We start from the raw sequence: 16,172 nt of genomic DNA on the forward strand, positions 1-16,172 counted from the left end.
GAAAACGCGGACTGTTGCTTGTCTATTTACAACTAAGCTTTAAGGAAACGACTGACACTAATTCAAGGCGCCTGCTGCTCCGAGGTCTAAATAATTAGTCGCGCCGTCCCGAAAAGACTCACACTCAGCACATTTCCAGACTCGGTCTGCAATCGCACTGGCGCCGTGCCACCCGGCATCACCACCGTTACGTCGTCACCCTCAATCCAACCCGCGCGCCATGCCGCGCAGGCTACTGCGCTGGCGCTGGTCCCCGAAGACGCCGTAGGCCCCTCTCCTCGCTCAAATACGCGCGCGATGACTCGATTGCCAGCGTCTCGAGCAACCCATTGCAGGTTGACCCCGCCAACACAGAGTTGCCCGCACCCTGCCGGCGGTGCAAAAGCGATGGCCTTCAACCGATTGAAAAGTGCCAACTGGTGCATCGTGTCATTACCCGGCAACGCCGACACATGCTCAACCAGCGTCACACAATGAGGGTTGCCTATCCGGACAAATTGGCTGTTTCCCCATTGCGCATTGATCGACGCCAATGCCGCCACGCGGCTGAATTCATGATGTGCCGCGACCACAGGGCTCACACCGACCGCCCCCACCGCCAAGGGGCCAAACTCGGGCCTGCCCAACGCCAGCCAGAAGCCTGGCACCTGCTCATGTTTCGCCGGCTCGACATAGGTGATCACGGGCGATACCGCATCCGGCTTGTCGTGATACACCCGCAACTCGCTACCGTGCACCATTAACCCCTGGTCGGTTAAAGCCTGGGCAAAAATGGTCAGGCCATTACCACTGCGTTCGGCGAGAGAACTGTCGGTGTTGATGATCAGCAGATCAAACGGTGGCCGTGCTTGAAATGGCCCGACTAACAAACCATCACAGCGATACGCCTTGGAACCGGCCGGTGGTGGTAATGCACCCCAGCCACATTCGGACGCAATGGCCGACGCGGCCCACATCTTGCGCGTGCTTGCAGCCAAGCGCGCGTTGTCGGGCACATCGATACCCAGACCGCGCAAATGGGCCGGGCTGACCACCCCATAGATATTTCCGCGTGCATCGTAGAACCGAGTCATGACCACGCCAGCCAGAGATTTTTCATCGGTTCGTCCGCTCACTTATCAACCATCGGGACAGCAGCGTATTACAGAACGGTCGATCTGTGGGAGGTGGACGCAAAGGCAGTAAGCCACCGCAAGAACCTGGGGTTCAGCCACTCCTGCAGGTAGTACACACCTTCCAGACCACCTCCTACAGGTTCGACCATTCCTACGTGGTTACCCGACGCCAAAGCGTTCCATTTTTGTAAAAAAAAATGCTCGCAATCTGCGCTTTTAATCCTGATCACAAAAGGAACCCAGCTCGCTCGAGAGGGCCTGATGTGCAAGGATGTCGCGCCGGACATCGTTCGTTGAACGCCAAACCAAGGATTTTTCATGACTGCCATTCCCACCCCTGCCCCCGTGGTTCCCGGGCGGCTGGAGCAGATGTCGACCCGCATCGCTTTTTTTATCGCAGGTTTCGGTATCGCCGCCTGGGCGCCTTTGGTGCCGTACGCCAAGGCGCGTGCAAATCTGAATGAAGGCACCCTTGGCCTGCTGTTGTTGTGCCTGGGGGTGGGGTCGATCATCGCGATGCCCGCTGCGGGCGTGCTGGCATCTCGCTTCGGCTGCCGACGCGTGCTCACCGCAGGGACGCTGATGATCTGCCTGGCCCTGCCGATGCTGGCCACTGTCAGTTCGATCCCGCTGTTGATCGCGGGGTTATTCCTTTTTGGCGCGGGCCTGGGCACCGTGGACTCCACCGTCAACCTGCAAGCGGTGATCGTTGAGCGCGCCAGTGGGAAAACCATGATGTCGGGCTTTCACGGGTTGTTCAGCCTGGGGGGCATTGTCGGCGCAGCGGGGGTTGCGGGGTTGCTGGGGCTGGGCCTGTCGCCATTGCAGGCGACCCTGGTGGTCGTCGTTATCACGGTGGCGGCGCTGTTAAAAGCCGCACCGCATTTGTTGCCTTATGGCAGCAAAAGCTCGGGACCGGCATTTGCAGTGCCCCATGGCGTGGTGTTGTTTATCGGTTGCCTGTGTTTCATCGTGTTCCTGGCTGAAGGCGCCGTACTGGATTGGAGCGCTGTGTTCCTCAGCGCCGAGCGCGGCCTGGATGAGGCTTACGCCGGCCTGGGCTACGCGGCATTTGCCTTGACCATGACCGCTGGACGTCTGACCGGTGATGCGATTGTTCGACGCCTGGGGCCCACTCGCGTAATCGTGATCGGTGGCGCGCTGGCCTGTGCCGGCTTGCTCCTCGCGACCCTATTGCCAGCTTGGGAAACGGCGCTGCTCGGCTACGCGCTGGTGGGTGCAGGGTGTTCGAATATCGTACCGGTACTGTATACCGCCGTGGGTAAGCAAACGGTGATGCCAGAGCATATTGCAGTGCCTGCCATCACCACATTGGGCTACGCCGGGATTCTCGCCGGCCCCGCCATGATTGGCTTTATCGCCCATGGCAGCAGCTTGAGTACTGCGTTCATCCTGATCGCGGTATTGCTGGCTGCAGTAGCCATCAGTGGAAAAATCCTCAAGGTATAAGTCCAAGCTTCAACGCGCTTTGCGAGCATCGTCCTGCTCCCGCCAACGTTCGAGGCTTTTGTTGCTGAGCCAACCGTCCTTGTGAGGCGGGCCAAACAGTCGTGTGCCATTGGCTCGCTGTAATGACGACAGCAAACCCGGACGGTCAAGAACATTCTTCGCTGTGTAGACACTGAGCTCGCTGTATTGGGACCTGGGCATGCCTGTAGACGTATCCAGCACAGGCGCGCCGTGTTGATCTACCTCATACGGGTCTTGCATAACCGACCGAAGCTTGGCTATTTCAACGTACTGATGCGTTTCAAAGAGATAGGTTCGATCCATGGTCTCGTCTCGCAGGTGCGCAAACTGGCTTTGCAGCGCTTGCACCACCTGTGCATTGCTTTGAGCATGAAACGGATCCTGGCTGAAAACACTTGGAGAGCTGTTGCCCTGCAAGGTCTGGGCAGCAGTACGGAGGCTGTCACGTGTGATATCGCCATCACGGCTGAAGATAGCGTCGCTTAGCCGAGGCCGTTTGAGAATTTCTCTGACGACCTGGATCGCGTTGTCCAACACCTCGTTTTCACCCGTCGGTTGAGCAGCGATCCGCTGTATGGACGTCCAAGTCAAGCGCCCGTCATTCAGGAACGGGTGCACCGCGCCGAAGGATTTTTCCAAGGCCTTTGCCAACTGGCTATCCTTTGTAGTCGCACTCGGCAGGGAACCACTGGCCCGCTCAACAGGGGAGTTCTGCAAGTCTCGATAGCGCAGAGCGGATAAGGTCCCACGCAAGAGAAAGGGTTTGTGCGAGCCTCCAGCCGAGGGCGCGGACGGGGCTTCATACCAGGTTTCAGATTGGCAGACCGGTGGTGGAGTAGTTGATTGTGCGGCCAGCCTGTCGGGAGGAAGCGGCCGGCCGGAAGGTACTGCACCCTTAATTGTCATGGGTTTTCTCCAACTCTTTTCAGATGCATATCCGCTGGGTGGTCTTTGCCGTGATGGGCAAAATCAACGAATAGACTCTCCTCAGGCAGGTACCTCATGTGTGGTTGGATGGGCTCGACAGTTCCGAGTAAAAGGCTAATACCAATGACAATATGTAAAACCGTGGTCAACCACCCTCATCCAGCTTTCGCCTACGCCACCAGCCTGCCAGGCTGTTGATCAAGCCGGTGTCTTTCAATGAATCGCCACCGGCCCCCGGCGTCTGCAACTCCGCCAGCAGGCCCCGGGAAAAATCATCCGAAACGGGCGCCTGGAATTTGCGCTCGCCGGCATAAGCCTTCATGCGCCGCGCCTCGGCCTCATATTCGGTCGACTCAAAGGGAAGACTTTGCGACGCTGCGCACTCCTCTGGCATTGCCAGACTCGCTTGCTGGGTGTTGTGCAAAAGGTCGAGAGGGCCAGGTTTGGGGGAATTAAACGAGGTTGAAGTCATATGTTTCCCTCATTCGAAAGCTGAAAAAACGGCATGCCAAATCACTACCGCAGGTACCACCTATGTGGCAACCGGGAATAATTCGTTCCTTGAAACATATAAAACTGGCGCCACCTCAAAAAGGTGGCGCCGCAAGAGCGGTCAGCGGGACAACGAGTACAACCCTCTACGGCTGATCTTCCCATCGCCGTATTTACTGAAGTGGTTATCCATTTTTTCGAGCACGTCACTGCGCGTGAGTATTTCCTGGGATAACTGAATCAGATGGTCCTTGGCTGCATCGCCAGTGAGCGGCTTGCGCGCCCACTCTTTCAGCTCGCTGATTTTCAGGCTTGAGCCCCCGCTCCTTTTCTTCAACTCGTCGAAATGATCAAGCAGCTCACCGGCCAGTTCCTTGTCAGTCTTGTACTTGAAGTAGTTTTCTCCTTTGATCACCATATTCAGTTTTTGCCGGTCGATAAGACCATCCAGGGCGCCGGTGGAACTGTGCCGATCCATCGCTGCCATCAGTTCCGGGCGTCGTAGCAGCTCATTGGCCAGGCGGATGTTCTCGTTCATGACGGGGTTAGGCGACCACCCTCTTTTTGCCATCGCAAGAATGCTGTCAACGCTGACGTAGCCAGGCTTCTTCGGGTCTCTGAAGGCATTGAAGCTGTCGAGCAGTTGTTGGGCCAACTCTTCGCGGTTCTTCAACGCGTACTGCGGATCCGGCCTGCCGGGGGCGGGCGGATACGGTCGACCTGCGGTGGGGTCCGGTCGTGGTGGAGGATTGCTCTCAATAGGATTCGGTCTGGGGGGCGGGTTGCTGCAACCTGGGTTCGGCCTTGGCGGCCGATGTTCACAACCAGGATGCGTGGGCGGCCGATGTCCGCTGAAGCAATGACCGACCCACTGCTTGAATTGGCTCAGCAAACTCTGCGCCCCCTGCGGGCTGTGGTGACGCCCATGCGCGTCAGCCGTGGTGGTCGGCGCCTGAGGACTACCAAATACCGGCCCATCCTTGTTCTCCCTGGATTGGAAATTAACATGGCCAACATTCTGGTCATTGAAAGAACGCGCAGCCGCAGCCTCGTTAGCGAGTTTGATGTCGACCTTGGCCGGTGGAAGGTCAGACGTTGCTGAAGCAGAGACGGGTGTATCCAACATCGATACCGACATAAGTTTCTCCATGACAGTGGGCGATTTTCAGCTTGTCGCTCCAACGCAATGTCGAAGCCCATCAGCTTTCCCATGTGTGGTTTTGCGTCGGAATCAGTTCCTGATCCAGCAACAATATGTGCGATCAAGGTGTAGGAAACAGCTTGGACAGCGGTGATCTTCTCGCGATGAGTGGGCGATGCCCTTGGCCCAGGCCCAGGCAAAAAAAATCGCGACCGTTGAGATCGCGATTTTTTTCATCGACTAAAGCTCAAAACCCTACGCTTGCCTGTAGGAAGAACGTGCGAGGCTCACCCAGGTACAACCCTGCATTGTTGTCGCTAGAGCGTGTGTAATGCTGCTGGTCGAAGACATTCTTCACGCCCACGCCCAGTTTCAGGTTCGACAGTTGCGCGCCAAAGTCATAACCGCTGCGCAGGTTGACCGAGACATAGCCGGGGATATCACCGTATTGGCCATCAGCAGTGCCTTGGGTGATATAGGTGGTGCCGGTGCCGGGCGCACGCTGGCCGGACTGGGCATAGACGTCCAGGTTGTGGGTCCAGTGGTTGACGTCGTAACGCAGGCCCAGGGTCGCCACTTGGCGGGAATACAGTGGCAGGTCGCGGCCCTTGAACGGCACATCACCTTCGGAGGTGGCCTTGGTGTAGGTGAAGCCCGCGTTGGCGGTCAGGCCGTCGAGGCGCGGGTCGAGGTTGGACAGGTCGTAATGGGCCGATGCTTCGATACCGCTGTGCTTGGTGGCGCCAAGGTTGGTCCAGCCCACGTCATTGCTGACGTATTGCAGTTCATCCGAGAAATCGATGTAGAACAGCGTCACTTCGCCGCCCCAGACACTGTCGTTGTAGCGCGTACCGACCTCGTAGGTCTTGGCCTTTTCCGGGTTCAGGCCGTTGGCCGTCTGGTCGCCGGTACCGCCCTGGCCCAGTTGGAAATACTGCAGGCTGCCGAAGGAGGTTTCGTAGTTGGCGAACAGTTTCCAGGCGTCAGACACGTGGTACATCACGCTCAGCGCCGGCAGCGGTTCGTTGTTGTGGACCTCGCGGCGTTTTTCCTCGGTACGCTTGCCATTCAGGGCCACGACCGGGCGATCATGCCATTCGGTGCGGATGTCTTCGAAGCGAATGCCGGGGGTGATGGTCCATTTGCCAATATCGATTTTGTTATCGATATAGAAGGCATTGGCTTCAGTGCCCCCCGTGCGGTCCTGATAGACATGACCGTCGCTCTGCCCGCCCGGCGTCGGCACATTGTTGACCAGGTTCAGGCTGGTGGCCTCCTCGTGCATGCCTTCTTTGAGGTAGCGATAGCCCACACTGACTTCCTGGGTACTGGGCCCCAGGTCAAACACGTGGGACACACGCGGCTCGATGCCGAAAGTGTAGTAGGTGCGCGGGTAGGAACTGAGGGTCTTGAGGTCGCGGTTGGCAATGTTGCTGCCACGGAAACTGTCGGAATAGTAAGTCAGCACTTCGGCCTGGGTGCGGTCGTCGATCAGGCGGATGTACTTGAAGGAGATGTCCTTGCGGCGCCCGCTGAAGTTGTCCCAGTCACGCACCGATTGGTACGGGTTGGCATCGAACTGCTTCTGGGTCAGGCCGCCGGGCATATCGGCGCTGGCATCGTAATAGTGGAAGTTCAACGAGAAATCGTCTTGATCGGTCGGCGCCCAGTGGGTCTTGAAGATCACATCATCGATGTCGTTGCCGTTGTTGCTGTTGCGGTAACCGTTGCCATTGACCCCGGAGTACAGCAGCGCGGCACCGATACCGTTGTCGGCCGTGCCGCCGATAAAGGCGTTTTCCACATGCTTCCAGCCCCCGTGGGCAGACGTTTGCAGGGTGGTGCCGACTTCCCCGGAGAAGTCTTGCGGGATCGCACGGGTTACGAAGTTGATCACGCCGCCGACGTTCTGTGGCCCATAACGCACCGAACCCGCGCCACGGACAACGTCGATACTTTCCAGGTTACCGGCAGAAATTGGCGCCATCGACAGCTGTGGCTGGCCGTAGGGAGCGAACGCAGCCGGTACGCCGTCAATCAGCACGGTGGAGCGCGGCGACAGGCGTGACGTCAGCCCGCGCACACCGACGTTGAGGGAAATATCACTGCCGCCGGTGCCGTTGGATTCCTGCACTTGCACGCCAGGCACACGGCGCAGCACATCACCGACGTTCATCGCGCCCTGCTCTACCATGGCCTCGCGGCGAATGACCGTGCGCGCGCCGGGATGGTTCTGCACCACTTCGGCATCGGCGTCGGCAAGCCAGTCGCCCACCACTTTGATATCGGTGACCCCCAGTTCCAGCGGTGAGCCCGCTTCACCGGTGCCGCTGCGCACCGGACGCAAGGTCACGGAGCCGGCGTCAATCTGGTAATCCAGGCCACTGCCTTGCAGTAATTGCCGCAGGGCTTGTTCGGGCGAGAGGTTGCCATCGACCGCGGGGGCTTGCTTGCCGGCCACCATATCGGGGCTGAAGAACACTTGCAGCGAGGTCTGCTGGCCCAATTGGCTCAAGGCTGCGCCGAGGGATTGGGCACGAATGTGGATGCCCTCGGCAGCCTGTGCGGTACTGATGGCAACGGCCAGGGCCAAGGGCGCCCAGCGGGAAATTTTATTGTTGTGAAGAGCAAGTTTTTTCACGTCGAACCTAGTCCTGTGATCGCAAGCATGCGCAGCCGTTAATGCAAACCAGTTGCAGTTGTACGAGAAGACGAAGAACTCGAAAAAAACCTGAACGTCAGCGTGAAATAATTTCCTGGCTACCGTCCGGCAAAGTGCGTAAGGCGACCGGCAGGATGTGGGGCAAGGCCTTGAGCAAAGCGTCGGTGTCGCTGGATTTGAAGACGCTGGTCAAGCGCAGGTTGCCCACCGCTGCCGTACTGACCCGCAGCGGTTGCTCGCGGTAGCGCGACACTTCCCGCGCCACGTCGACCAAGGTGGCGTTGTTGAACACCAGTTTACCGTTGCGCCACGCGGTCAGTTCTTCAGGGTTCACCGCGTAGGCCGCCGCCACTTGGCCTTGGGGATCGACATGGGTGCCACGCCCGGCGGTGAGCGTGACGATGTGATCGGATGCCCGGCCCTGCACCTTGACCGTGCCGGCTTCGACCGCCACGCGGGTCTGGTCCGCCTCCTGACGTACATCAAAGCGCGTGCCGGTGACGGTCACCTGCCCTGCCCCGGCTGCGACCACAAACTGGCGCCCGGCGTCATGCTGCACGCTGAACATCGCCTCGCCCTGCTTGAGCTCTACGCCCCGACGGCCCTTTTCGTAGCGAACCGCGACCACGCTGCGGCTGTTGAGGTCCATCACGGAACCGTCAGGCAAGGTCACCTGACGATGCTCGCCTAACCGCGTGCTGAATTCGGCATTGTAGGGCTTTGGCTGCCCCAGACCGCTGTACGCACCCAGGCCCACTGCAACGGCGACCACACTGGCGGCCACGGCATAACGCATCAGCGCACGCCGTCCAAGGCGCTCGGTCGGCGCATCGCCCAGCGCCTGCAAGCGGGCCTTGGGCAGCAAATCCGTCGCACTCCATAGCCCTTGCAGCACATCGATTTCGTACTGATGCGCGGGCTGCGACCTGCGCCAGGCATCGAAACGTTGACGTTCCTGGGCGCTCAATGGGCCGTCTTGCAGGCGTACAAACCACTGCGCGGCCTCATCACGGACACGATTATCCATCGTGGAAGATCCTGTTTCAAAGCCGGTCATGGCGCACTCGCATCCAGACGATCACGCAGATGCCGCAAGGTGCGGATCATATACTTTTCCACCATGTTTTTAGACAGCCCCAGGCGTGTGGCGATTTCCTGCTGGGTGAGCCCTTCGATCTTCTGCCAGATAAAAATCCTGCGACAGTTGAGCGGCAACTCGGCCAGCGCCCGCTCGATGGCGTCGGCCAGCTGGATCGCGTGCATGTAATGCTCGGGGTCGCTACTGTGCGGCGTACTGTGATCAGCCACCTGCAGCGTCAACGTCTCGCGACGGTCTTCGCGGCGGTAGGCGTCCACCGCAATATTGCGCGCGGTTTGATGCAGGTAGGCGCGCGGTTGCGCCACCTCGCAGGCAGCGGACTCAAGCACACGCACGAAGGTGTCGTGCGCCAGGTCTTCGGCTTGCTGACGGTTTCTCAGGCGGCGTGTCCAGGTGCCGATCAACTCTTCGTAGTGCTCGAAAAAGCCTGTTCTGCGGGGCGGCTGAGGAGTCATCGCGAGAGCACTGGGGAGGCGGGGCGTGAATAGTAATGCTTCCTATTAAGTGGGGCAATTGCTGCTCATCGCCCACCCACTATTTGTTTGAAATGACCTCACTCATGTATTGATGCAAATCGCGAAAGTCTTTAACGCTCCAGGCATGTGGCGCGATCTTTACACCATTGTCCTGCAGCGTCTTGGGGATCAGGTTGCCATTGGGGCGAAGAATGACCGAGGAGACAATAACGCCAGGATATTCATGGAGTCGTTTCTTGAAGGCGGCGGTTGTCAGGTCGGGGGTTGGCGGATTGCTTTTTTGAGCCAATGGCCCCGTGCCTTTGATATCGGGCCCATGGCACACAGCACAGCGCTGTAGATACAGCGTTTTACCATTGCTGTTATCGGCAAGGCACAGGGCTGTTTGAGTCAGTGATAAAACGGCCAAGACGCCGCTGACTAACAGTTTGATCAATCTGGTATCGGCCCGCGCCCGCATTCCATCGCTTCCTGTATTGCCCTTTGTTTTCAGCATCATACGATAAAGTCGCGCTTTTACCCGCGCTGGGCGTAAACGCGAGGGGGTGAACTTCCGCTCCCCGCCGCCAGTCAGCAAGAAGGACTCTCATAAAACGGTGGGTGGGCGATGCAGATTTCCTTGCAGCAACAAGTGGCCCTGGTCACCGGGGCCAGTTCCGGCATTGGCGCGGGCGCGGCCAAAGCCCTGGCCGCAGCAGGCGCCGCGGTGGTGCTTAACTACAACTCCCAGGCGGCACCGGCTGAGGCTCTCGCCGCGCAGATCAATGCCAACGGCGGCCGAGCGCTTGCGATTGGCGGCGATGTGTCCAAGGAGGCCGATGTCGAACGCCTGTTCGCGCAAACCCTCGACGCCTTCGACCATCTGGATATTCTGGTGGCCAACTCCGGCCTGCAAAAAGATGCCAATCTGGTCGACATGACCCTTGAGGATTGGAACACGGTGATTGGCGTCAACCTCACCGGGCAGTTCCTGTGCGCGCGGGCGGCGGTGCGTATCTTCAATCGCCAGGGCGTTCGCGATGGTGTGTCACGGGCCGCCGGCAAAATCATCCATATGAGTTCGGTGCATCAAGTCATCCCCTGGGCCGGGCATGTGAATTACGCCGCGTCCAAGGGCGGCGTGGAGATGCTGATGCGCACCCTCGCCCAGGAAGTCAGCGAACAGCGCATCCGTATTAATGGCATTGCGCCTGGGGCGATTCGCACGGCGATCAACCGCGCGGCCACCGAAGGCGCGGCAGAACAAGAGCTGCTTAAATTGATTCCCTATGGTCGTGTCGGTGACGTCGAAGACGTGGCCAACGCCGTGGTGTGGCTGGCCAGCGATGCCTCTGATTATGTGGTTGGCAGCACCTTGTTCATCGATGGCGGTATGAGCCTCTACCCGGAGTTCCGTGGCAATGGTTGATTTCAAGAACGAACCTCAAAGCGCCATTGATGCCCACGGGATCATTGGCGACATGCGCAGCGCGGCACTGGTGAACGACCGCGGCAGCATCGACTTCTTCTGCTGGCCGGAATTTGACAGCCCTTCGGTGTTTTGCGCATTGCTCGACACGCCCGAGGCCGGCACGTTTCAGCTTACCCCGGACCTGCCCAACGCCCGCCGCGAGCAGATCTACCTGCCCGACACCAACGTGCTGCAGACCCGCTGGCTGAGCGATGAAGCGGTGGTGGAGATCACCGACCTGCTGACCGTCAGCGAAAACGTCGATGAACTGCCCTTGCTGATCAGGCGGGTACGGGTGGTCAGTGGCAAGGCGACTATCCACTTAAGCTGCGCCGTACGCCACGACTATGCCCGGGCCGCTACCGAAGCGAAGGCCGAGGCTGCCAGTGTCGTGTTCACCGCCAGCGGCCAACCCGGCCTGCGCCTGACCGGCAGCCAGCCGCTGACCCTCCAAGACAACACCGCCATCGCCACCTTTACCCTCGCCCAGGATGAAGGCGCCGAATTTGTCCTCGGTGGTCAGGAGGATGCGCGCGTCACCAACGACTGTACCGACCTCTACCTGGAGCGCACCTTGAAGTTCTGGCGCGGTTGGATCAGCCAGTCCAACTATCGCGGGCGCTGGCGCGAGATGGTCAACCGCTCGGCCCTCGCGCTGAAACTGCTGACCTCGCGCAAACACGGCGCCATTATCGCCGCGGCCACGTTCGGGCTGCCGGAAACGCCCGGCGGCGAACGCAACTGGGACTACCGCTATACCTGGATCCGCGATGCGTCGTTCACCGTCTACGCGTTCATGCGCCTGGGCTTCGTCGAGGAAGCCAACGCCTATATGCGCTGGCTCAGGGGTCGGGTCAGCGACTGCTGCGGCCAGCCGACCAAGATCAACATCCTGTACGGCATCGACGGTCGCCAGGAACTGCCGGAAACCACCCTCGACCACTTGAGCGGCCACGGCGGCGCCCAACCGGTACGGGTGGGCAATGAGGCGTTCGATCAGATCCAGCTGGATATCTATGGCGAACTGATGGACGCGGTCTATCTGGTGAACAAGTACGGCGAAGCCATCTCCCACCAAGGCTGGAAACACACGGTGGAAGTGGTCGACCAAGTGTGTGAGATCTGGAACCGCAAAGACGTAGGCATCTGGGAAATGCGCGGTGAGCAGCACCACTTCCTGCATTCACGCCTGATGTGCTGGGTGGCCCTGGACCGTGCCATTCGCCTGGCCTCCAAACGTTCGCTGCCGGCCCCGTTCGCACGCTGGGACCAGACGCGCCAGGCGATCTACGCCGACATCTGGAGCAACTTCTGGAACGAAGAACGCGGGCATTTCGTCCAGCATATCGGCAGTACGGCGCTGGACGGCTCGATGCTGTTGATGCCGCTGGTGCGCTTCGTTGCAGCCACCGACCCGCGCTGGCTGGCGACGCTGGAAGCGATCCAGAAAAGCCTGGTGCGCGACGGCATGGTCTACCGCTACCGCAATGACGACAGCCAGATCGATGGGCTGCAAGGCGTCGAAGGCGCGTTTGCCGCCTGCTCGTTCTGGTACGTCGAATGCCTCGCGCGCGCCGGGCAAGTCGAAAAAGCCCATCTGGAGTTCGAGCAGTTGCTGCGTTACGCCAACCCGCTGGGGTTGTACGCCGAAGAGTTCGACAGCCAGGCCCGGCACTTGGGTAACACGCCCCAGGCCTTGAGCCACTTGGCATTGATCAGTGCGGCAACGTTCCTGGACCGCAAACTCAGCGGGGAGAAAACCGTATGGCAACCGTGACGTCCCCTGCCCCGCTGCTGTATGTGCGCACAACCCTGCTTGATGTGGCTTACGAAACCCACGGCCCCATCGATGGCGAACCGGTGATCTTGTTGCATGGCTTCCCCTACGACCCACGGGGCTACGACGACATCGCGCCGGTGCTGGCTGAACGTGGTTATCGGGTATTGGTCCCGTATTTACGCGGTTATGGCCCGACGCGATTTATCAACACGCAAGTGATGCGCTCTGGCCAACAGGCAGCGCTGGCCAAGGACTTGCTCGACTTCATGGATGCATTGTCGATCCCGCAAGCCACCCTCGCCGGCTTTGACTGGGGTGGGCGCGCCGCCTGTATTGTCGCGGCGCTATGGCCGCAGCGAGTGCGCGGCCTGGTGACCGGCGATGGCTACAACATCCAGGCCATCAGCCAGTCGCTCAAGCCCAGGCCACCTGAGACAGAGCACCGGCTCTGGTATCAGTACTACTTTCACACCCAGCGCGGGGTCGACGGCTTGACGGCCAACCGGCGTGAACTCTGCCAATTGCTCTGGACGCTGTGGTCACCGTCCTGGGCCGAAGGGCCAAGCCGCTACGCCCTGACCGCGCCGTCGTTTGATAACCCGGATTTTGTCGAGGTGGTGATTCATTCCTATCGCCATCGCTTTATGTATGCGCCGGGTGATCCCGCGCTGGAATACATCGAGCAGGCGCTGGTGCCCCAACCGGCGATATCGGTACCGAGCATTTCGTTGTGTGGGGCCGATGACGGTGTGGGCCCGCCGCCGCTTGTGGATGACGATGTGGCGCACTTCAGCGGTTTTTATCGCCGCCAGGTGTTGCCCGGCGTGGGTCATAACGTTTTCCAGGAAGCGCCCCAGGTCACGCTTCAAGCTTTGCTGGAACTACTGGAGCGGTGAAAAACGCTCTCGATAAGCCTGGGGCGTCACTGACAAGGCCCGCAGAAAGCTGCGGCGCAAAGTCTCTTCACAGCCAAAACCGCATTGCATGGCGATACGTTTGATGGAGGTCGTGCTGTCTGCCAGTTGCCGGCGTGCGTTTTCGACGCGAATCAGTTCTACGGCCCGCGCCGGTGTTTGGCCAGTCTCGGTGCGGTAATGGCGTACAAAGCTGCGCTCGCTCATGCCAGCCTGGGCCGCCAGGGTGGCGATGCTCAAATCCAGCGTCAGGTTATCGGCGATCCATGCATGCAGCTCGGCGAAGCGGCTGTCGCTCTTTTGCAGGGATAACGTCACGCTGAATTGCGACTGACCGCCAGGGCGCTTGAGGAACACCACCAAGTGGCGCGCCACCTCCAGGGCAATCGCACGCCCCAGGTCATCCTCTACCAGGGCCAGGCACAGGTCGATCCCGGCGGTCACGCCAGCAGACGTCCACACCGCGCCCTGCTGGATGAAAATAGGATTGGCCTCCACCGTGAGCGCAGGGAACTTGCGCGCCAGTTCTTCACAGCGCGTCCAGTGCGTGGCCACGCGGCAACCATCAAGCAGACCACTGGCGGCCAGCAGAAACGCTCCGGTGCACACTGAAGCCATGCGCCGGGTGTGCAGGGATTTATCACGCACCCATTGCACCAGCGCCGGGTCCTCGGCAGCGCCGTACACGCCCCAGCCACCGGCGATCACCAGGGTGTCGCAGGGCTGGTCAATGGCGGGCAGCGGCTCAGCCAGCAGCGCGAGGCCGGAGGACGTCATCACCGGCTCAGCCTGAGCGGCGATGACGTTGACCGCGTAGGGCAATGGCAAACTACGCTGGCGCGCCAAATCGTTAGCCGATGCGAACACCTGTAGAGGCCCGGTGACATCGAGTACCTGGGCATTCTCAAACGCGAGTACATGAATAATTTTAGGCATGATTGGCGAGATTGGTGGGCTCAATGGCGTATTCGCCAAAGCCTAGGCTTCTACAGTGAGCACGTCCATTCCTTTTCGGAGCTTGAATCATGACCTTGCAGATCGGCTTTTTGTTGTTCCCCGGCATCCAGCAACTGGACCTTACCGGCCCCTATGATGTCCTCGGTTCGCTGCCAGACGTGAAGCTGCATCTGGTGTGGAAAGACCTCGCGCCGATCACCTCCAGCACTGGCCTGGTGTTCACGCCGACCATGACCTACGCCGACTGCCCGAACCTGGATGTGCTTTGCGTACCCGGCGGCGCCGGTGTGGGCCCATTGATGGAAGACCCGCAAACCCTGGATTTTCTCAAGGCCCAGGCCCAGACCGTGCGCTACATGACCTCGGTGTGCACCGGCTCACTGGTACTGGGCGCGGCAGGGTTGCTGCGCGGTCGCAAGGCCACCACCCATTGGGCGTACCACCACCTGCTCGCCCCGCTCGGTGCTATTCCCGTAAAGGAACGTGTGGTGCGTGATGGCAATCTGTTTACCGGCGGCGGGATCACCGCAGGCATCGACTTTGCCCTGACTTTGGCCGCGGAGTTGTACAGCGAAGCGGCGGCGCAACTGGTGCAACTGCAAATCGAATACGCGCCAGCCCCACCGTTTGACTCAGGCCGCCCGGAGACGGCGCCCCGGCATGTGCTGGAGGAAGCCAACAAGCGCACAGAGGCGTCACGCAAAGTGCGCGGGGAGATTGTTGCGCGGGCGGCTGCGCGGTTGGGGTGAATGTTTATTCGTGGCGAGGGAGCTTGCTCCCGCTGGGGCGCGAAGCGGCCCCGTTCTTGGTTCGAGAAGAATGGGACTGCTACGCAGTCCGGCGGGACGGTTCGACGCCTCGACAAGCTCCCTCACCACAGTACAGCGCTGCTTCTTAACTGACGGGCATCGCCGTTACTGCGCTCGCGTCTCGCCGCCTCCCTCTACTACCCGATCAACCAGCAACTGAACGCCCTCCACCATTCGGCAAATCCCCAGCACTACACTGCGCTGCGAACCTTCAACCTCAAAGGCCAGGTGCGCCGCAATGGCATTGATGGAGTCCAGATCCTGAGAGGCATTGACCAGCAGGGTTTCGGTGTCGAGGTTGGGATGGAGGGTGAAGAGCAGGTTTGAATCTGAAGGAGGATTGGGGCTGTCTTTGATCATGATGTAGTTCCTGAGAGTAATGGACTACCACCGAGTTTTTCTCACGAACTGAAGGTGGCAGCTGTACGCGGAGTGAGAAAACCAAGACCCCAGGAGCTTGGCCACGCCGAAGCGTGCCCGCGCACAGCCGCCATAACAGCGAGCCGAAAAGCGCGTGCACTGTATACGGTGAGCGCTTTTGCGCCAATGGAGTAGTTCGGATTTCTCACGTCCGGTCGCTGAATTGGCAGCGACTGGGCAAGACTAGTGATGACCATTCTTAGCAGCAACCTTAAAGGGTTGTGGGAAAAAACCGGCTTCAGCGCCTGGACGCAAGGTGAGTCCTAGGCTGCTGTACGAAACTTCTTGCGATTCTTTCGGTGCTAAACGGCCTGTCCGGTTGTAGCCGACTGTAACCACGATGCGAAGCGAGCCGCTCTTGATCTTGATCTTGATCTGCTTTTGATCTTAGGCGCCCCGTTAAACCACGCTGGCCGGAATTCGACAGGGATTTGGGGGG

At 59.8% G+C, this 16,172-nt stretch carries 15 protein-coding genes; 5 read left to right on the forward strand and 10 right to left on the reverse strand.

Annotated features, from left to right (window positions below):
- Positions 1 to 86 precede the first annotated feature (86 nt).
- On the reverse strand, positions 87 to 1,073 hold the full coding sequence (locus AC07S6_RS25935; protein ID WP_490614656.1) for a diaminopimelate epimerase: 987 nt from the start codon (positions 1,071 to 1,073) through the stop codon (positions 87 to 89).
- A 360-nt stretch (positions 1,074 to 1,433) separates the two neighbouring features.
- On the opposite strand from AC07S6_RS25935, the gene AC07S6_RS25940 reads away from it, so the two are divergent.
- Positions 1,434 to 2,585, forward strand: coding sequence for an MFS transporter (locus AC07S6_RS25940; protein WP_054898231.1), 1,152 nt, complete (start codon positions 1,434 to 1,436; stop codon positions 2,583 to 2,585).
- Between the two features lie 9 nt (positions 2,586 to 2,594).
- Here AC07S6_RS25940 and AC07S6_RS25945 read toward each other — a convergent pair whose 3' ends face one another.
- The 7 genes from AC07S6_RS25945 to AC07S6_RS25975 all read right to left on the reverse strand — a co-directional run bounded on the left by AC07S6_RS25945 (position 2,595) and on the right by AC07S6_RS25975 (position 9,863).
- Entirely contained in the window at positions 2,595 to 3,257 is a 663-nt protein-coding gene (locus AC07S6_RS25945) for a type III secretion effector protein (RefSeq protein ID WP_495113317.1), read from the reverse strand.
- Positions 3,258 to 3,678: 421 nt separating this feature from the next.
- Positions 3,679 to 3,855 carry a type III secretion effector protein gene (locus AC07S6_RS25950; RefSeq protein ID WP_080757665.1) on the reverse strand — a complete coding sequence of 59 codons (177 nt, stop codon included), beginning with the start codon at positions 3,853 to 3,855 and terminating at the stop codon, positions 3,679 to 3,681.
- Positions 3,856 to 4,146: 291 nt separating this feature from the next.
- Positions 4,147 to 5,163: a type III secretion effector protein gene (locus AC07S6_RS25955; RefSeq protein ID WP_495113318.1), complete on the reverse strand. Its 1,017-nt coding sequence runs from the start codon at positions 5,161 to 5,163 to the stop codon at positions 4,147 to 4,149.
- Positions 5,164 to 5,413: 250 nt separating this feature from the next.
- The gene (locus AC07S6_RS25960; protein WP_495113319.1) at positions 5,414 to 7,807 is read right to left on the reverse strand and encodes a TonB-dependent siderophore receptor; all 2,394 of its coding nucleotides are present in this window, start codon (positions 7,805 to 7,807) and stop codon (positions 5,414 to 5,416) included.
- Between the two features lie 97 nt (positions 7,808 to 7,904).
- Entirely contained in the window at positions 7,905 to 8,855 is a 951-nt protein-coding gene (locus AC07S6_RS25965; protein WP_495113320.1) for a FecR family protein, read from the reverse strand.
- Positions 8,856 to 8,881: 26 nt separating this feature from the next.
- Positions 8,882 to 9,382: a sigma-70 family RNA polymerase sigma factor gene (locus AC07S6_RS25970; protein WP_495113321.1), complete on the reverse strand. Its 501-nt coding sequence runs from the start codon at positions 9,380 to 9,382 to the stop codon at positions 8,882 to 8,884.
- Positions 9,383 to 9,461: 79 nt separating this feature from the next.
- Positions 9,462 to 9,863: a cytochrome c gene (locus AC07S6_RS25975; protein WP_236466226.1), complete on the reverse strand. Its 402-nt coding sequence runs from the start codon at positions 9,861 to 9,863 to the stop codon at positions 9,462 to 9,464.
- A 147-nt stretch (positions 9,864 to 10,010) separates the two neighbouring features.
- Between AC07S6_RS25975 and AC07S6_RS25980 the strand changes: the two genes are divergently transcribed.
- Genes AC07S6_RS25980 through AC07S6_RS25990 form a run of 3 tightly spaced genes read left to right on the forward strand, consistent with a single transcriptional unit; the run spans position 10,011 to position 13,529 of the window.
- Positions 10,011 to 10,811, forward strand: a complete 801-nt coding sequence (locus AC07S6_RS25980; RefSeq protein ID WP_495113322.1) for an SDR family oxidoreductase — start codon at positions 10,011 to 10,013, stop codon at positions 10,809 to 10,811.
- A complete protein-coding gene (locus tag AC07S6_RS25985; protein WP_106111606.1) occupies positions 10,804 to 12,630 on the forward strand; it encodes a glycoside hydrolase family 15 protein in 1,827 nt (608 codons plus the stop codon). Before AC07S6_RS25980 ends, AC07S6_RS25985 begins: the two co-directional genes overlap by 8 nt.
- On the forward strand, positions 12,618 to 13,529 hold the full coding sequence (locus AC07S6_RS25990) for an alpha/beta fold hydrolase (RefSeq protein ID WP_490614612.1): 912 nt from the start codon (positions 12,618 to 12,620) through the stop codon (positions 13,527 to 13,529). The genes AC07S6_RS25985 and AC07S6_RS25990 overlap by 13 nt, the downstream gene beginning before the upstream one ends.
- Here AC07S6_RS25990 and AC07S6_RS25995 read toward each other — a convergent pair.
- Positions 13,515 to 14,483, reverse strand: coding sequence for a GlxA family transcriptional regulator (locus AC07S6_RS25995; RefSeq protein WP_495113323.1), 969 nt, complete (start codon positions 14,481 to 14,483; stop codon positions 13,515 to 13,517). The two genes, AC07S6_RS25990 and AC07S6_RS25995, sit on opposite strands and share 15 nt — an antisense overlap.
- Positions 14,484 to 14,572: 89 nt before the next feature.
- On the opposite strand from AC07S6_RS25995, the gene inhA reads away from it, so the two are divergent.
- Complete coding sequence (gene inhA / locus AC07S6_RS26000) at positions 14,573 to 15,253, forward strand: isonitrile hydratase (RefSeq protein WP_495113324.1); 681 nt, start codon at positions 14,573 to 14,575, stop codon at positions 15,251 to 15,253.
- Between the two features lie 165 nt (positions 15,254 to 15,418).
- On the opposite strand, the gene AC07S6_RS26005 is transcribed toward inhA, so the two are convergent.
- Positions 15,419 to 15,673 carry a DUF6124 family protein gene (locus tag AC07S6_RS26005; protein ID WP_019818714.1) on the reverse strand — a complete coding sequence of 85 codons (255 nt, stop codon included), beginning with the start codon at positions 15,671 to 15,673 and terminating at the stop codon, positions 15,419 to 15,421.
- Between the last annotated feature and the right edge of the window lie 499 nt (positions 15,674 to 16,172).

The organism is Pseudomonas sp. GW821-FHT07B01 (genome assembly GCF_059419065.1).